The following is a 16,302-nucleotide window of genomic DNA, read 5'->3' on the forward strand; positions in this document are numbered from 1 at the left end:
GTTCAAGCGGTTACCCGGCGGCTCGGCCGCTTGGCCAATTCCTCCACCGCGGCCACGACTTCCGCCGGGTCGATGCCGTCCAGGCAGGGGTGCCCGGCGACCGGGCAGATGCGGGCGCGGCTTCCCCGGCACGGCGCGTGCTGGTCGCCGAGCAACGCCGCCGGGACCCCGAACGGGGCCCAGCGCGCGGCGGGCACCACCGGCGCGAACAGCGACACCACCGGGGTTCCGACCGCCGCCGCCAGATGCGCCGGGCCGGTATTCGGGGCGACGACAGCCTCGGCTCCGGCGAGTACAGCGGCCAGCTCGAGCAGAGTCGTGCGACCGCTCAGGTCGACGTCGGCGGTCATTCCCTCCGGCTTTGCGCCAGTGACGACAACCCGGTGTCCCGCCTCGGCGAGCGCGTCCACGATCCGTCCACTATGGACTGGAGAAGGGCTGCGCGCCGGGACCGAGGCCGTCGGGTGCACCACGACGTAGTCGCCGATCCCGGTCAGCGCCGCAACATCCGGCAGCGGACCGCGGATCGCGAGTCGGCCGTCGTCGCCAGGAGGCAGCGAGCACCCGGCGGCTTGGGCCAGCGACAGCATCCGCAGCGCTTCCGGCGGATCGCCCGGTACGCGGTGGCGCAGGTCGAGGAGGCTGCCCGGGTAGTCGTCGCAGATCGCGCCGACCCACGGCACCCCGGCCAGGCGGAGCACCAGCGCGAGCGGCAACGGCGACTGGTGGAACGAGGTGAGCACGAACGCCGCGTCGAAACCGGTCAGCTGTTCGGCGAGGGCGTCTACGGACGGGCGGGTCAGCGGCGGCGGTTCGGGGTCGATCCACGGTGCCCGGAAGACCTGTACCTCGTCGACGCCGGGCAGCAGTTCCCCGGCCGCGGCACCGTGCGGTCCGGCGAGCAGCGTGACGTGTTCGGCGTGCGCGGCGATCGCCCGGATCGCCGGACCGGACAGCAGGACGTCGCCGAGATTGTCCTGCCGGGCCACCAAAACGCGCTTCACGCGAGGACCCCGGCTTGGCGCAGCGCGTCCGCGAGATCTCGCGCCACCAGCGCTTCTTGCCGGGCGTGGTCGATCTCGGCGGGCAGGGTGCGGGCGGTCGGCACCAGCACGGCGCGCGCTCCGGCGGCGAGACCGGCTTCGACGTCCGCGCCGGTGTCGCCGATGACGACGCACCGCGCCGGGTCGACCGAAAGCTCTTTCGCCGCGCGCCGGACGAGTTCCGGGGACGGTTTGCGGCAGCCGCAGCCGTCGTCGGCGTCGTGCGGGCAGACCTGCCAGGTGCCGAACTCGCCGAACAACTCGTCCACGCGGGCGTTCACCGCGGTCAGCTGAACCGGTTCGATCAGTCCTTTCGCGACTCCGGACTGATTGCTCACCACGCCCAACCGGACGCCTTTCCGCCGGAGTTCCCGCACGAGGCGCACCGCGCCGTCGACCGGCCGGACCTGTTCCGGATCGGACAGATACGGGACGTCATGGATCAACGTGTCGTCGCGGTCGAACAGCACTGCCTGCGGCGAAAGCGAACGGCGGGCCGCGATTTCGCCGCGCAGCCGGTGATAGCAGGCGGCGGGCGGGATGAGCACGCTCGTCACGAGCATGCGCGCGATCTCGCCGGGTGTGGCTGGCCCGGAACGGATGCGTTGTGCGGCGAACGCACCGGTCAGCCCGGCCCAGGCTGCCAGGGCCAGGCGACGCTTTCGGGGCGCGAGCGCGGCGACGGCGGTGACGACGGTCAGCGCGTGCCGTCCCAGCATTCCGCTACCGGCGCCGGTTCGCTGCCGCCACAGGACGCCGTGTTTGTACCGCATTCGGGCGTTGTCCGCGTTGCCTCGCTGGGCTTTCACGCTGGCGAAGAATCCCGAACGACGCGCTGGATGGGTCGTGACGCGTTCGCCGCGCTCGATGCGGTGTCCCTTGAGCACTACGCGCAGGGCCAGGTCGGAGTCTTCCCGGAACGCACGCGGGAACCGCTCGTCGAAACCGCCCGACTCGACCAGCGCCGACCGGCGGTAAGCCATGTCCGCGGTGATCCAGCGTGCCGTTTCCAGCCCGGACGTGCCGCGTTCGTCGTCGGTGAGTTTCCGGTCGTCCGGCAACGGCACCACGATCCTGGCCTGCGACGCGGCGGTTTCCGGCGGCAGCCGGGCGAGGTCGGCGGCCAGCTGGGCGGGCCAGTCTGCGGCGAGGACCACGTCGTCGTCGATGAACGCGATCCAGTCCGACTTCGCCGCGCGCCAGCCGGCGTTCCGCGCAGCAGCTGGGCCGCGGCCGTGCGAACGCAGCACCCGGACGCCCTCGGGCACCTCCAGATCGGTCCCTTGTGGACGGTCGTCGACCACGATCACCTCGGCCGGGCCGGGGCCTCCGGCGGCGCCGAGCGTGTCCAGCAGGGTCCGCAGCGCGGGGCGGCCGGTCGTCGGGATCACCACGGCGTAGTCCGGGAAAGTGTTCACCCGCGGCGGTTTACCCCGCCTCCGCGCAGGCAAACGGAACGTATGACAGCGCGTGCGCCGGGGTACCCGCAGCGCGACCGACTTTCAGGAGGTGCGATGACCACGCTCGACGACCGGGCCGCCACGCTCGCGATCACCGACCCGGCCGACGGGAGCCCGGTCGGCGCGGTCCCGATGGCCAGCCCGGACGAACTCGACACCGCGCTCGGCCTCGCGCACCGGGCGCAGCCGGGCTGGGACCGGACCCCGGCCGCCGAGCGCGGCGCCGCCCTGCGTGCCGCCGCCGAACGGCTGCGCGCGCACGCCGACGACCTGGCCGAGCTCAACCGGCGCGAGACCGGCCGTCCGCTCGAGGAAGCCAAGGAGGGGGTGCTCGCCGGGGCGGGCACCCTCGACCAGTACGCCGAGCTGAGTCCGGTGCATCGCGGCCGCAGCCTGCTCGGGGACTTCGCTGCCACCGACCTGATGGTGCCGGAGCCGCGCGGCGTCGTGGTCGCGCTGACCCCGTGGAACGACCCGGTCGCCGTGTCGTGCGGGCTCATCGGCGCGGCCGTGGTCACCGGGAACACTGTGGTGCACAAGCCGAGCGAACGGTGTCCGCACACCGGGGCGCTGTTCGGCGAGATTCTTGCCGGGGTCTTCCCCGAAGGCGTGCTGCAGACCGTCCACGGCGACGGCCGGATCGGCGCGGTACTGGCCGCGCGGAGCGATGTGGACGTTCTCGCGCACGTCGGCAGCACCGCCACCGGCCGGTCGATCGCGGCGAGCGCGGCCGCGACCGGGGCGAAAGCGCTGCTGGAGAACGGCAGCAACGACCCGCTCGTGGTGGACGAGGACGTCGCCCCGCGGTGGGCCGCCGAGCAGGCCGCGCTCGGCGCGTTCGCGAACTCCGGGCAGATTTGCGTTGCGGTGGAACGGATTTACGTGCACCGTGCGATAGCCGAGAAGTTCACCGAAGCGCTCGTGGAGATCGCCCGCGGGCGGACACTCGCCCCGCTGGTGGACACCCGGCACCGCGATCACGTGCATTCTCACGTGGAGAACGCCGTATCGCTGGGTGCCGAAATCCGTACCGGCGGCCAGGTCCCGGACGGGCCGGGCGCGCATTACCCGGCAACCGTGCTCACCGGATGCACGAGCCAGATGCGGGTGCTGCGGGAGGAAACCTTTGGCCCGGTCGCGCCGGTGTGCGTGGTGGATTCCTTCGAACACGGGCTGGCCGAGGCCGCGAACGACGATTACGGGCTCGCCGCGACCGTGCTCACCGCGTCGATGGAACACGCGCAGCACGCGTGGCGGGAACTGGCTGTCGGAACGGTCAAGGTCAACGCCGTTTTCGGCGGCGCTCCCGGCGGAGCGGCGCACCCGCGCCGCGGCAGCGGTTCCGGCTATGGCTACGGGCCCGAACTGCTCGACGAGATGACGCAGACGAAGCTCGTCCACCTGGGCGCGCCCGTACGCGCGTGACGCCCAAACTCGACCGCACGCCGCTGGGCTGGGCGGCCCGTGCGATCCGCGTGCCCGGCAGCGAACGGCGTACTGCGTTGCAGGCCGCCAAGGCGACCGTCGCCGCGGTGGCTGCGTGGCTGCTGGCCACGGAGGTGATCGGCCTTTCCCAGCCGTTCCTCGCGCCCTACGCGGCGATTTTCCTGGTGGAAGCGACCGTTTACCGGAGCCTGCTCGGCTGGGCGCAGCAAGTCGGCTCGGTGACGCTCGGGGTGCTGCTCGCCGCCGGGGTCGCGCAAGTGGTGCCCGAACAGACGGTGACGCTGGCTATCGTCGTCTTCGTCGGGTTGCTGGTCGGTTCGTGGCGGCGGTTCGGCGCGTCCGGCGTGTGGGTCGGGGTGACCGGGATGCTGCTGGTCACCTACGGGACCGCGCGAAGTTCGGAGCTGCTCGGCGACCGGCTGCTGGAGACCGCCCTCGGTGCCGCGATCGGGCTGGTGGTGAACGTGGTGATTTTCCCGCCGCTGTACGGCGAACGCGTCGCCGCGGCCGCTGACCGGCTCGCTTCCGCGCTCGCCGGTTTGCTGGAAAACACCGCCGAACTCGTGCGGGCCGACGAGCTGCCGGAAGACCTGGACGAGTGGCTCGGCCAGGTCAGCGACGTGCGCAGTCTGGCGCGGGCGGCCGAGGACGCGTCCGGGCTCACCCGGGAAGGCCGGTTCCTCAACCTGCGCAAGCGAAGCCGGCATTCCGGAACGCAGCACGAGGCGTCGCTGCGGACGCTGGGAGCGTTGTGGCCGCCGGTCGAGCAGCTGGTCGAAGCGGTGCGCACGACGGCGGAGGGGCGGGAGCCGTTCGTCTACCCGTGGCCGAAAGCCCGCGACGCGCTCGCCGATTTGCTGCTCGAACTCGCTGCCGCGGTGCGGGATACCGCGGTCCCTGGGCGCAAGACGGATCTGGAACGCTGCCGGTCGCTGGTCTGCCAGGTCGAGGACCGGCTCGTCTCGTCAGACGACGGCGTGACAGCGACCCTCGGGCTCGGCGCGATGGCACTGCCGGTCCGCCGGTTGCTGCGGCAGCTCGACCAGCATTGATTGGCTCGGCCCGATGACCTCCCCGACGGGAACCGTTCGTCTACCCGTGGCCGAAAGCCCGCGACGCGCTCGCCGATTTGCTGCTGGAACTCGCCGCGGCGGTGCGGGACACCGCGGTCCCTGGGCGCAAGACGGATCTGAAGCGCTTGCGGCAGCTGGACCAGCATTGATTGACCCGGCCCGCTGCGGGTACCCGGCCCCGATGAGCTCCCGACGGATCGCCGTGACCGGCGCGACCGGCAATATCGGCACCGCGACAGTGCGCGCCCTGGCGGCCGACCCGGACGTCGAGGCGATCACCGGCCTCGAACGGCGTCCGGCGGGCATTCCGCCGCCCAAGACGGAGTACGTCGGGGTCGACGTGGCGCACGACGAGCTGGCTCCCGTGCTGCGCGACGCCGACACAGTCGTCCACCTGGCGTGGCTCTTCCAGCCGACCCATCGCCCGGACCTCACGTGGGAGACGAACGTCCGCGGCTCGCTCCGGCTGTTCGAGGCCGCCGCGGCAGCCGGGGTGTCGACGCTGGTCGTGGCGTCCTCGGTCGGGGCCTACTCCCCCGCCGCCGACGACCGCCCGGTCAGCGAGGACTACCCGACGCACGGCTGGCCAGGCGCGGCCTATCCGCGCGAAAAGGCGTACGTGGAAAGGCTTCTGGACTCCTTCGAACGCGAGCATCCGGACATCCGGGTGGTCCGCGTCCGGCCCGGGTTCGTCTTTCAGCGCACCGCGTCGACCGAGCAGCGGCGGTTGTTCGCCGGGCCGTTCGTGCCCGGCAGCCTGCTCCGGCCCGGTCTGGTGCCGATCGTGCCGGACATCCCGGGGCTGCGGTTCCAGGTCGTGCACGCGGACGACCTCGCCGACGCTATCCGGCGCTGCGTGCTGCGGCCGGTGTCGGGTGCGTTCAACATCGCGACCGATCCGGTGGTCGACCCGCGGCTGCTGGCCCGGCTGCTCCGCGCGCGGCGGGTGCCGGTCCCGGCCGGGCTGGTCAAGCCCGCGCTCGCGGCGGCTTGGCGGATGCATCTGGTGCCCGCGACGCCCGGTCTCTTCGACACGGTGCTCCGGCTGCCGGTGATGGACACGTCGCGAGCGCGGTCCGAACTGGAATGGCAGCCGGAGTGGTCGGCCGAGGAGACCGTAAGCGAGTTCCTGCACGGGTTACGCCGCGGGCAGGGCGGGGGGTACTCCGCCGCTGGCTCCGGACGAGCATCGGGGGCACGAGATCGCAACGGGCGTCGGGCAGCGGCCCTGAGTCGCGGGCGCCCGCACGTGAGGGGAACCCTCACGGAATCTGATTCCGTCAGGGTTCCCCTCACGTACCTCCAACGTCACGAAGCCGGATACTGCTGCTTCCCCAGCAGTTCAGCCAGATGCACCGCGTTCCGGACCAGCGTCGCGTTCGTCGACGCGACCGCTTCCGGCGTCTCGTCCAGGTCCTGGTAGTCGCCGCCCTTCATCGCCTCCCCGTTCCAGTACGTGCCGCCCTGGGCCGGGATCGTGAAGCCGATGTCGTTGAGCGACTGGAAAAGATCCGCGGTGATCTTGTGCGCCCCGTCCTCGTTGCCGACCACCGCGACGACCCCGACCTTGCCGAACATCCCCGGCCGGCCCTCGTCGTCGGTCTCGGACTGTTCGGCGTTCAGCCGTTCCACCACGCGCTGCGCGATGCTGGACATGTGCCCGACCCAGGTCGGCGTCGAGATCAGCACGATGTCCGCGGCCGCGACCTTGCGCCGGATTTCCGGCCATTCGTCGCCGTCGCCCATGTCCGCCTCGATGCCGGGGCGCACGTCATGGTCGGCCACCCGGACCAGTTCGCCGGTCACTCCCCGCTCCGCGAACAGGTCGAGCAGCTGCCGGGCGATCAGGTCGCTGCTGGAGCGGTCCGGCGAGCGCTTGAGGGTGCAGCCTAGGGCGAGAACACGCATCAGGAACCTCCACTGGGGTGCCGACGCCGATCCGGGCGAACCCGGCCTCGGCCAGCACGTCGGGATCGAGCACATTGCGGGTGTCGACCACGACCGGCCGGTCGGCCGCTTCGGCGAGCCGGGGCCAGTCGAGGTCGCGGAACTCCGGCCATTCGGTGAGAACGGCCAGCGCGGCCGCGTCTTTCGCGACCAGATAGGGATCGTCCACGACGGTCCCTCCGTCCATTTCGGACTGGACAGCCGGGTCGTACGCGGTGACCTCGGCGCCTTGCCGGACCAGCTCGGCCGCGACCGCGACCGCCGGCGAATCGCGCACGTCTCCGGTGCCCGCCTTGAACGCCAGCCCCAGCACGCCGATCCGGACGCCGTCCAGCGAACCGTCCGGACGCCCGGTCGCCGCCGTCCGGATCGTGCGGACCATGCGCGTGCGCTGCCGGGTGTTCACCCGCACCGCGTCGCGAAGCAGCCCGAATTCGACGCCTGCCGAATCCGCCGCCCGCAACAGCGCGCTGGCGTCCTTCGGCAGGCACGACCCGCCCCAGCCGGGGCCGGGGGCCAGGAAATGCGGGCCGATCCGCGGGTCGAGGCCCATCACCGCGGCCACGTCACGGACGTCCGCGCCGCACTGTTCGCACAGTTCGGCCAGCGTGTTCGCGTACGACGCCTTCACCGCGAGGAATCCGTTGCTTGCGTACTTGGCCAGCTCGGCGCTCGCGCTGCTCGTCCGCACGACTCTGGCTTCGGTCGGCGCGTAAAGCCGCGCAACCCGTTCCGCAGCGGGCGAATCCGGCGGATCGGCGCCGACGACCACCCGGTCCGGGCACCGGAAGTCGTGCACGACATGGCCTTCGCGCAGGAACTCGGGATTGCTGACCACGGGAAGGTCGGCACGGCCGAGATACTCCGGGACGAGCTGCGCGGTCCCGACCGGCACGGTCGATTTCGTCACCACGATCGTGCCCGGCGCGAGCACTCGGCCGAGGTCGCCGAGCGCGCTGCGGAGCGCGCTGAGGTCCGGGGTGCCGTTCTCGCCCGGTGGCGTCGGCAGGCACAAGAACACCACCGTCGACCCGGCGGCCGCGGCGAAATCTCCGGAGAAGGCGAGCGTGCCTTCCCTCAGTCCTTCGGCGACCAGCTCGGTCAGCCCCGGTTCGGCGAGGTCGACTTCTCCGGCCCGCAGCCGGGAAACCTTCGTCTCGTCAATGTCCACAACGGACACTTGATGCCCCATCGCGGCGAAGCAGGCCGCCGTCGTCAGCCCGACGTAGCCCGCTCCGAGGACGCCGATCCGCTCAGCCATGCGACACCCCTTGGCGCAGCACCGACTGAGCGGCCGCCAGCACGCGGTCCGTGCTCAGCAGCAGCAGTCCGGCGTCCGGTTCGGTGCCGTGCGGATCGCCGACGTCGCCTACCCACAGCACGACGTGCTGCGGAGCGTCCGGCGGCGGACCCCAGCACCGGGGCGGCGTCGGGCCGAAGAGCAGGACGGACGGCGTGCCGAAAGCGGTCGCGAGGTGACCGACACCGGTGTCCCCGCACACCACCAGCGCCGCTTCCGCCACGAGCGCGGCCAGCTCGGCCAGCCCGGTCGCTCCGGCGAGCACCGCTTCCGGACCCAGTCCGGCTCGGGTCGCGACTTCCTCCGCCAGTTCGCGTTCGGCCGCCGCGCCGGTGAGCACCACGCGGTGCCCGGCCGCGGCCAGGTCGCGCGCCACCTCGGCGAACCTCTCCGGCGGCCAGCGCCGGGCGGGAAACGCCGCCCCGGGGTGCACGACGACGGCCCCCGGCGCGGGACTCGGCCCGGGCGGCGGGGATATCCGCAGGTCCCGGCGGTCGGCGGAACACTGGCCGTACTCGATCAGCCGGCACCAGCGGTCGACCTCGTGGATGCCGGGCGTCCAGTCCAGGCCCGGGATCTCCGGAAGCGCCGGGTTCCGGTGGGTGAGCAGCGTGTCCGGCAGGACGGCCATCAGGTCGCGGATGCTCTCCGGGCCGTTGCCGTGCAGGTTCACCGCCAGCCGCGGCGGCGGGCCCGGCCAGTGCAGGGTGCCGAGGCCGGGCGTGGGGAGCAGTTCGTCCACGGCGTCGACCAGTGCGACCAGGTCGCGCAGCCATTCCGGCGCGGCCAGCACGAGGCGGTCTTCCGGGTACGCCTGGCGCAGCCCGCGCAGCGCCGGGACCGCGGTGAGCAGGTCGCCGATGCCGAGGGCGCGCAGAGCCAGCACGCTCATGGCCAGGAACCTTCCTCGGAAGCGCACACGACCAGCTCCCGCACCTCCGCGTCCGGCGGCTGGCCGAGGGCGAACACCACCGTCCCGGCGACGTGTTCCGGCCGGTTCAGCTTCGCGTCCGCGGGCGGCCGGTACTGCTCCGTCCGGTCGTCGAAGAAGCGGGTCCACATCCCGCCCGGCACGAGCAGCGTCACGCCGACCCGGCCCGCCAGCTCCGCGGCCAGCGCGCGGGTGAAACCGACGACGCCGAATTTCGAGGCGCAGTACGCGGTCGCGTCGCTGACTGCCTTGATGCCCAGCGTCGAGGAAACCGTGACGATCCGGCCGTGGGACTGCTCCAAATACGGCAGCGCGGCCCGCACCACGGCGACTGTGCCGAGGAGGTTCACGTGCACGACCCGCTCCCAGTCCTTCGCCGGGACCTCGCCGAGCGGACCGCACGCGTCGATCCCCGCGGCGGTCACCACCCCGTCGAGTCCGCCCGCCCGTTCGGCGACCTCGCGCACGGCTTCCTCGGCCGCCGCGGAGTCCGCGAGATCGACCTGCACGTAGTCCACCCCGTCGGCGGGCCGGGCGCGGTCGAGCACCCACGGGGTGCCGCCTTCCGCGCGGACCGCTTCGACCGTCGCGGCGCCGAGACCGGACGCGCCGCCGGTGATCAGGACATTGCCAAGAGAACGCATCAGACTCCCTCGAGGATTCACCGGCCGGCCGCGGCGGCGACCAGCGTCGTCGTCGAATAGCCGGGCAGGGTCGGCACCAGCACGACCTCGCCGCCGTACCGCTCGACCACCGCCCGTTCGGGCAGCTCCGCCTCGGCGTAATCGCCGCCCTTCACCCAGACGTCCGGCCGCAGCCGTTCCAGGATCGCCACCGGGGACGATTCGTCGAAGACCGCCACCGCGTCCACAACGGACAGTGCGGTCAGCAGACGGGCCCGGTCCTGCGCGGACAGCAGCGGACGTCCGGGGCCCTTCAACCGGCGCACGGAACTGTCCGAATTCACGCACACCACGAGTGCGTCGCCGAGAGCGCGCGCTTGGCGCAGCAGGCTGACGTGCCCGGGGTGCAGGAGATCGAAGCAGCCGCCGGTCGCGACGAGCCGCCCGCCAGCCGCGCGGACTCGTTCCGCTACCGAAAAGGCATTTCCGGCCGAGAAATCCGGAGAGTCCTCAATGGACATCCGCCCTTCCTCGACGGACAGTGCGCTAGCCCCGCCTGCGGCGACAAAGCGAGCTGCCGCCTCGACCGCGACGCGCACTGCCTCCGTAACCGAAGCACCGTCGAGCAATCCGGCCGCCACAGCCGCCGCGAACCGGTCGCCCGCGCCGCAGGTATCCGTCGCGCTGCCACTGACCTTCGCACCGTCCGGCACCGAAATCCGCCGCACCGACCTGCCGTCGTCCACCAACGCGCCCCGCGAACCGATCGTCACCGCGACCGCGTCGGCGTTCCAGCGTTCTCGCAGCAGCCCCGGCAACTCGAGCGCGTCCGGCACCACCGCGGTGGCCTCGCTGGCGTTCGGCGTGACCAGACGTGTTCCCGGCACCGGCTCCGCGCCGCGCGGATGCGGGTCCCACACCACCGGAATTTCGGCCGCCAGTTCGGTCAGCACCTCTCGCAGCCGCGGGTTCCGGGTGATGCCCCGGCCGTAGTCGGCCACCAGGATCGCCCCGGCACTGCGCAACGCGCGCTCCGCCCGATCCGGCAGGACGTCGGCGGATGCGGTGCCTTCGCCGGAATCCAGGCGCACCAACGATTGTCCCGCCGCGCGGATCCGGGTCTTCGACACGGTGCTGCCCTCCAGCGGGACCGGCACCAGCGTCACCTCCGGTTCGAGCAGGCCGGCAAGCGTGCGCGCGGAACGATCGTCGCCGAGCGCGGTCACGAGGACCACCTCGGCAGCCGACCGGGCCGCCAGCAGCGCGGCGAGACCCGCTCCGCCGGCGCGCAGCCACCGGCTGGTCACGTCGACGACCGGGACCGGCGCGTCCGGGCACAGCCGCTCGGCGACGCCCTCGGCATCGACGTCGAGGAACACGTCGCCGACCACCACCAGCGGCTTCACGCGGGCACCCCGAGCGCGTCGTCCAGGGCTTCGCACAGCGCGTGCACCAACGCCAGATGCAGTTCCTGCACGGTGGCCACGCTCGGCGCGTCAACCGCCACCGCGTCGTCGCACAGCGCGGCGAGCGGATTCGGAGCCGGTCCGGTGAACGCCCAGGTGGTCACGCCCAGCTCGTGCGCCGCCTTCGCCGCCGCGACGACGTTTTGGCTGCTGCCGCTGGTCGACAGGCAGACGAGCACGTCGCCGGGCCGTCCGTGTGCGCGGACCTGGCGGGCGAACAGTTCGGCTTCGTCGTAGTCGTTGCCGATCGCGGTCAGCGCCGAAGTGTCGGCGTGCAGCGCGATCGCCGACAACGGACGGCGCTCGCGTCGAAACCGGCCCACCAGCTCGCCGGTCAAGTGCTGGGCTTCGGCGGCGCTCCCGCCGTTGCCGCACGCGAGCAACCGCCCGCCGTTCTCGAAAACACTGGCCAGGTAAGCGCCCCATTCGGCAATGCGCGGGGTCGCGAAGCGCAATCGTTGCGCGGCCGAACACAAGTCGGCGAAGTGGTCTGCCATGACGGTGTCTCCTCGAAAAGTCAGCGGCTCCGGTGACGCCGGACCAGGAACGGTCCCAACGCCAGAACATCCACCGGAGCCGAACCGAAACACTCCAACGCGTCGCGCGGGGAATCGACCATCGGCCGCCCCGCGGTGTTCAGGCTCGTATTGACGACGACCGGAAGACCGGTCCGGTCCGCGAATCCGGAAAGCATTCGCGCGGTGCGCGGATCGTCGGCCGGGTCGACGGTCTGCACCCGGGCGGTGCCGTCCACATGGGTCACCGCGGGCAGCCGTTCGCGCCACGCGTCGGCGACGTCGTGCACGAAAAGCATGTAGGGACTGGGGAACGGGCCGCGCGAGAAGATCTCCTCCGCGCGGTCGGCGAGCACCATCGGGGCGACCGGACGGAATTGCTCGCGGCCCTTCACGTCGTTGAGCCGCTCCAGATTCCCGGCACGGCCGGGGTGCGCGAGCAGCGACCGGCACCCGAGCGCACGCGGGCCGAACTCGGCGCGGCCCTGGAACCAGGCCACGATCTGATCGCCCGCCAATGCCTCCGCTACCGCGTCCGAGACGTCGTCCGGACGTTCGTAATCCAGTTTCGCCTTCTGCAGAATGGCTTCCAGCTCGTCGTCCGTCCATTCGCGACCGAGCGCGGCGCCGGACATCAGTTCGATCCGCTCCCCCGCGTCGGCCGCCAGCTGGAGTGCCGCGCCGAGCGCGGTTCCCGCGTCCCCGGCGGCGGGCTGGATCCAGATCGACTCGAAGGGGCTTTCCGCATGCAGGCGGGTATTGGCCACGCAGTTGAGCGCGATGCCACCGGCCAGGGTCAACGTCCGTTGCCCGGTCCGGTCGTGCAGCCAGCGGGCGAGGTCGAGCAGCACTTCCTCCAGCACCTGCTGGACGCTGGACGCGAGATCCGCGTGCCGACGCGTCAGTTCGTCGCCAGGAGAACAGCGCGGCGCGAGGGCGGACCAGTCGATCAATTCAGTGCGAAATCCCCCGTCCCCGGTTACGTAAACGCGCTCGCGGAGATAGTCGAGATGGACCGGTCCGCCATAGGACGCCAGTGCCATCACTTTGTATTCGTCGCTCGACCGCGCGAATCCCAAGTGCTCGGTGAGGTCTTCGTAGAACAGACCGAGCGAATGCGGAAGCTTTTGCGCGGCAAGCTCTTTGAACCGTCCGTCGCGATACTCACCAGCCAGATATGACGTGCTTTCGCCTCGTCCGTCCGCGACCAAAACCGCCGAATCGCCCGGCGGTCCGGCGAGTGCCGCCGAAGCGGCGTGCGCGACGTGGTGCCGGACGAACCGGACCTTCCTCTGGTCGAGTCCGGGCAGTTCGCTGGCGAGGAATTTCGGGGCGCGGCGGGCGAATTCGGTACGCAGTTCCTCGCCGCTGGGGTCGTGTCCGGCGAGGCCGGGTTCGACCAGGTCCGGATCGTAGGAGAACCCGACCGCGTCGAGATCCGCCGCGGTGAGCCCGGCCCGCTCCAGACACCACCGGGCAGCCTGGCCCGGCTGTTCCCACGCCGAGAACGGCACCGCCTGCTTGCCGTGCTTGCGCCGGCTGAACCGCTCCTCCTCGGCTGCCGCGACGATCCGGCCGTCGACGACGAGCGCGGCGGCGGGATCGTGGAACACCGCGTTGATTCCCAGGAAACGCACCCGTTCACCCCTTCTCCGGCGGGGCGGACCCGGTGGCCCGCCGTCCCGGGAGCACTACCCGGCGAAGTCGGGGATAAACGAATCAGCCGCAAAAGCCCAGGACGTCGCTACTCCGCGAAGCGACGCACCCGGTTACGCGGCGGCGGCTTGCCCCCGGGAGAACCATTCGACGGTCCGCCGCAACCCTTCCCCCGCAACGACTCGCGGCTCCCAGCCGAGCACCCGACGCGCGAGCGCAATGTCCGGGCACCGCCGCCGCGGATCGTCCACCGCCGCGTCGACGTGCACGATCCGCGAAGACGACTGGGTGATCGCGATCACCTGCTCCGCGATTTCCCGCACCGAAAGCTCATGCGGGTTGCCGATGTTCACCGGTCCGGAATGGTCCGACCGCGCCAGCGCGAGCAGCCCGTCGACGGTGTCGTCCACAAAGCACAACGACCGCGTCTGCCGTCCGCTGCCTTCGACGGTCAGCGGTTCGCCCGCGAGCGCCTTGGTGATGAACGACGGAACCATCCGCCCGTCGTCCGCGCGCATGCCGGGGCCGTAGGTGTTGAAGATGCGCGCGATCCCGGTGTTCGCATCGGCAGTGCGCCGCATCGCGCTGGTCAGCGCTTCGGCGTAACGCTTGGCTTCGTCGTACACGCTGCGCGGGCCGATCGGATTCACGTTGCCCCAATAGGTTTCGCGCTGCGGATGCTCCAGCGGATCGCCGTACACCTCGCTGGTCGACGCGAGAACGAACCGCGCCCCGCGCGCCGCGGCGAGGGCGTTCTCGGTGCCTGCCGAACCCGCGCGCAACGTCTCGAGCGGCAGTCGCAGATAGTCCCGGGGCGACGCTGGCGAGGCCAGGTGGAACACGACGTCGACGGCCCCGGGAACCGGGAGCGGCTTGGTCACGTCGTGCTCCAGCAGGCGGAACCGCGGATGTCGGGCGACCGCGTCGAGCGAACCGGGACGGGCCGTGGCGAGATTGTCCACCGCGGTCACTCTCGCGCCTTCTTCGAGCAGTTTCGCGCACAGCCGCGCGCCTACGAATCCGGCTCCGCCGGTGACTACCGCGTGGGAGAAAGCCATGCCGCGGCGGATACCCGCGCAGCGCCGCGTTAACCCCGGCGACTCACGGGTAACCGCCGGGCATGCGAGTACTCCTGACCGGCTGGGCGAGTTTCCGGCACGGCGAGGCCACCGCGGGAGACGTGCTGAGCTTACGGGCGGTGAGCGACGTCCTGACCCGAGCAGGGGTCGACCACCTGACCGTGTGGAGCCCCGCGTTCCGCCCCGAAGGCCCGCACCTAGCCGACGCCGCGCCGGACGCGTTCACCCACGTCGTCTTCGCCTGCGGCCCGTTGCGCGGCACGCAACTCCAGGACCTCCACCGCCGTTACCCGCGGTGCCGTCGGCTGGCGATCGGCGTGTCCGTGCCCGATCCGGCCGACCCCGCCGTCGCCGGGTTCGACGTGGTCCTCGCCCGCGACGACGGCGACGCGTGCGCCGCCGACCTCTCGCTGGCCGCCCGGCTCGACTCGCCGCCGGTGGTCGGCGTGGTGCTCGCACCGGACCAGCCCGAATACGGCGCGGACCGGCGGCACGACGCGGTGCACGCGATCCTCGCCGAATGGCTTCGCGACCTCGACTGCGGCCGCGTCCCGCTCGACACCCGCCTCGCCACCGACGACTGGCGGCACTGCGCGACGCCGGACCAGTTCGTGAGCACAGTGTCCCGATTGGATGTCCTGGTCAGCACCCGGCTGCACGGCCTCGCCCTCGGCTTGAAGGCTGGCGTCCCGGTGCTCGCCGTCGACCCCGTCGCGCACGGCGGCAAAGTGACCGCCCAAGCACACGCGCTGCGCTGGCCCGCTGTCCTGCCTGCGGACGCCACCCGCGCCGACCTCGACGAGTGGTTCGAGTGGTGCTGCTCCGCCGAAGCACGCGCCCGCGCCGCCGCGGAACACCCGTTCCCCGGACCGCTGGCCGAACTCGTCGGCGAGCTGAAGGAAATACCGTGAGCCGGACGACCGTCGTCGTGGCCACCCGCAACCGCGCCGAAGAACTGGCGCGCACCCTTGCCCAACTGTCCACATTGGACCCGCTGCCGCCGGTGATCGTCCTGGACAACGGGTCGACGGATCACACGGCTGACGTCGCCGCTTCCTTCGAGCAGGTGCGGGTGATCCGAAGCCCGCACAATCACGGTGCCGCGGCACGCAACCAGGGCGTCATCGCCGCCCGGACGCCGTATGTCGCCTTCAGCGACGACGACTCCTGGTGGGCTCCCGACGCACTCCCCCGCGCCGAAAAGCTCTTCGCCACCCATCCCCGGCTCGGCCTCCTCACCGGACGCACCTTGGTCGGCCCGGAAGAACGCGAGGACCCCATCACCCCGGCCCTCGCACACAGCCCGCTAGGGACTCCGCCGGACGCACCCGGCCCGCTCGTGCTCGGGTTCCTGGCCTGCTCCGCGATCGTCCGGCGGTCGGCTTTCCTGCAGGTCGGCGGGTTCAGCCCGATGCTGCATTTCGGTGCCGAGGAACAGCTGCTGTCCTATGACCTCGCCGCGGCCGGTTGGCAGCTCTGCTACGCGGAGGACGTGGTGGCGCACCACCATCCGTCGCCAGCACGCCCGTCTCCTGGCTGGCGGCAGCGTGCCGAGGCCCGAAACCAACTGCTCATCGGCTGGCAACGACGTCCAGCCCACGTTTGCGCCACCCAACTCCGGCGGCTGCTCGCCCGCGCGCGGCGAGAACCGGCTCTGCTCGCCGCACTCCCCGCCGCAGCGCTCCGGCTCCCGCCCGCACTGGCCCGCCGCCGCGTGCTGCCCGCCGCCATCGAACACCAAGCCCGACTGACGGAAGGATAAC

14 protein-coding genes and 1 pseudogene are annotated in these 16,302 nt (G+C 71.8%); 5 read left to right on the forward strand and 10 right to left on the reverse strand.

What is annotated here, in order from left to right:
- Positions 1-2: 2 nt before the first annotated feature.
- Positions 3-1,004 (reverse strand): glycosyltransferase family 9 protein, encoded by a 1,002-nt coding sequence (locus EIZ45_RS09765; protein ID WP_134662324.1) that lies wholly within the window; start codon positions 1,002-1,004, stop codon positions 3-5.
- A complete protein-coding gene (locus EIZ45_RS09770; RefSeq protein ID WP_134662325.1) occupies positions 1,001-2,461 on the reverse strand; it encodes an HAD-IIIA family hydrolase in 1,461 nt (486 codons plus the stop codon). Before EIZ45_RS09770 ends, EIZ45_RS09765 begins: the two co-directional genes overlap by 4 nt.
- 96 nt (positions 2,462-2,557) lie before the next feature.
- On the opposite strand from EIZ45_RS09770, the gene EIZ45_RS09775 reads away from it, so the two are divergent.
- The 3 genes and pseudogenes from EIZ45_RS09775 (at position 2,558) to EIZ45_RS09785 (ending at position 6,254) form a co-directional block, all read left to right on the forward strand.
- Entirely contained in the window at positions 2,558-3,928 is a 1,371-nt protein-coding gene (locus EIZ45_RS09775) for an aldehyde dehydrogenase (protein ID WP_134662326.1), read from the forward strand.
- The gene (locus EIZ45_RS09780) at positions 3,925-5,001 is read left to right on the forward strand and encodes an aromatic acid exporter family protein (protein ID WP_134662327.1); all 1,077 of its coding nucleotides are present in this window, start codon (positions 3,925-3,927) and stop codon (positions 4,999-5,001) included. The genes EIZ45_RS09775 and EIZ45_RS09780 overlap by 4 nt, the downstream gene beginning before the upstream one ends.
- A gap of 202 nt (positions 5,002-5,203) precedes the next feature.
- A pseudogene (locus tag EIZ45_RS09785) lies at positions 5,204-6,254 on the forward strand (NAD-dependent epimerase/dehydratase family protein).
- 76 nt (positions 6,255-6,330) lie between these two features.
- Here the strand turns inward: EIZ45_RS09785 and EIZ45_RS09790 are convergent.
- From EIZ45_RS09790 to EIZ45_RS09825, 8 genes are all read right to left on the reverse strand, one after another.
- On the reverse strand, positions 6,331-6,870 hold the full coding sequence (locus EIZ45_RS09790) for a flavodoxin family protein (protein WP_240690575.1): 540 nt from the start codon (positions 6,868-6,870) through the stop codon (positions 6,331-6,333).
- Entirely contained in the window at positions 6,794-8,230 is a 1,437-nt protein-coding gene (locus EIZ45_RS09795; RefSeq protein ID WP_134662328.1) for a UDP-glucose/GDP-mannose dehydrogenase family protein, read from the reverse strand. Before EIZ45_RS09795 ends, EIZ45_RS09790 begins: the two co-directional genes overlap by 77 nt.
- Positions 8,223-9,161: a glycosyltransferase family 9 protein gene (locus EIZ45_RS09800; protein WP_134662329.1), complete on the reverse strand. Its 939-nt coding sequence runs from the start codon at positions 9,159-9,161 to the stop codon at positions 8,223-8,225. The genes EIZ45_RS09795 and EIZ45_RS09800 overlap by 8 nt, the downstream gene beginning before the upstream one ends.
- Positions 9,158-9,844, reverse strand: a complete 687-nt coding sequence (locus tag EIZ45_RS09805) for an SDR family oxidoreductase (RefSeq protein ID WP_037813133.1) — start codon at positions 9,842-9,844, stop codon at positions 9,158-9,160. Before EIZ45_RS09805 ends, EIZ45_RS09800 begins: the two co-directional genes overlap by 4 nt.
- A gap of 17 nt (positions 9,845-9,861) precedes the next feature.
- Positions 9,862-11,229 (reverse strand): D-glycero-beta-D-manno-heptose 1-phosphate adenylyltransferase, encoded by a 1,368-nt coding sequence (gene rfaE2 / locus EIZ45_RS09810; RefSeq protein ID WP_134662330.1) that lies wholly within the window; start codon positions 11,227-11,229, stop codon positions 9,862-9,864.
- The gene (locus EIZ45_RS09815) at positions 11,226-11,786 is read right to left on the reverse strand and encodes an SIS domain-containing protein (RefSeq protein WP_134662331.1); all 561 of its coding nucleotides are present in this window, start codon (positions 11,784-11,786) and stop codon (positions 11,226-11,228) included. Before EIZ45_RS09815 ends, rfaE2 begins: the two co-directional genes overlap by 4 nt.
- A 20-nt stretch (positions 11,787-11,806) precedes the next feature.
- Positions 11,807-13,441, reverse strand: coding sequence for a carbamoyltransferase C-terminal domain-containing protein (locus EIZ45_RS09820; protein WP_134662332.1), 1,635 nt, complete (start codon positions 13,439-13,441; stop codon positions 11,807-11,809).
- A gap of 132 nt (positions 13,442-13,573) precedes the next feature.
- A complete protein-coding gene (locus tag EIZ45_RS09825) occupies positions 13,574-14,518 on the reverse strand; it encodes an NAD-dependent epimerase/dehydratase family protein (RefSeq protein ID WP_134662333.1) in 945 nt (314 codons plus the stop codon).
- Positions 14,519-14,580: 62 nt separating this feature from the next.
- Here EIZ45_RS09825 and EIZ45_RS09830 point away from each other — a divergent pair, with 62 nt between their 5' ends.
- Together EIZ45_RS09830 and EIZ45_RS09835 are read left to right on the forward strand one after the other, a co-directional pair.
- Entirely contained in the window at positions 14,581-15,450 is an 870-nt protein-coding gene (locus EIZ45_RS09830; RefSeq protein WP_134662334.1) for a polysaccharide pyruvyl transferase family protein, read from the forward strand.
- The gene (locus tag EIZ45_RS09835; RefSeq protein WP_134662335.1) at positions 15,447-16,301 is read left to right on the forward strand and encodes a glycosyltransferase family 2 protein; all 855 of its coding nucleotides are present in this window, start codon (positions 15,447-15,449) and stop codon (positions 16,299-16,301) included. The genes EIZ45_RS09830 and EIZ45_RS09835 overlap by 4 nt, the downstream gene beginning before the upstream one ends.
- Position 16,302 lies beyond the last annotated feature (1 nt).

Source organism: Amycolatopsis sp. CFH S0740, assembly GCF_004522315.1.
Lineage (GTDB): Bacteria > Actinomycetota > Actinomycetes > Mycobacteriales > Pseudonocardiaceae > Amycolatopsis > Amycolatopsis nivea.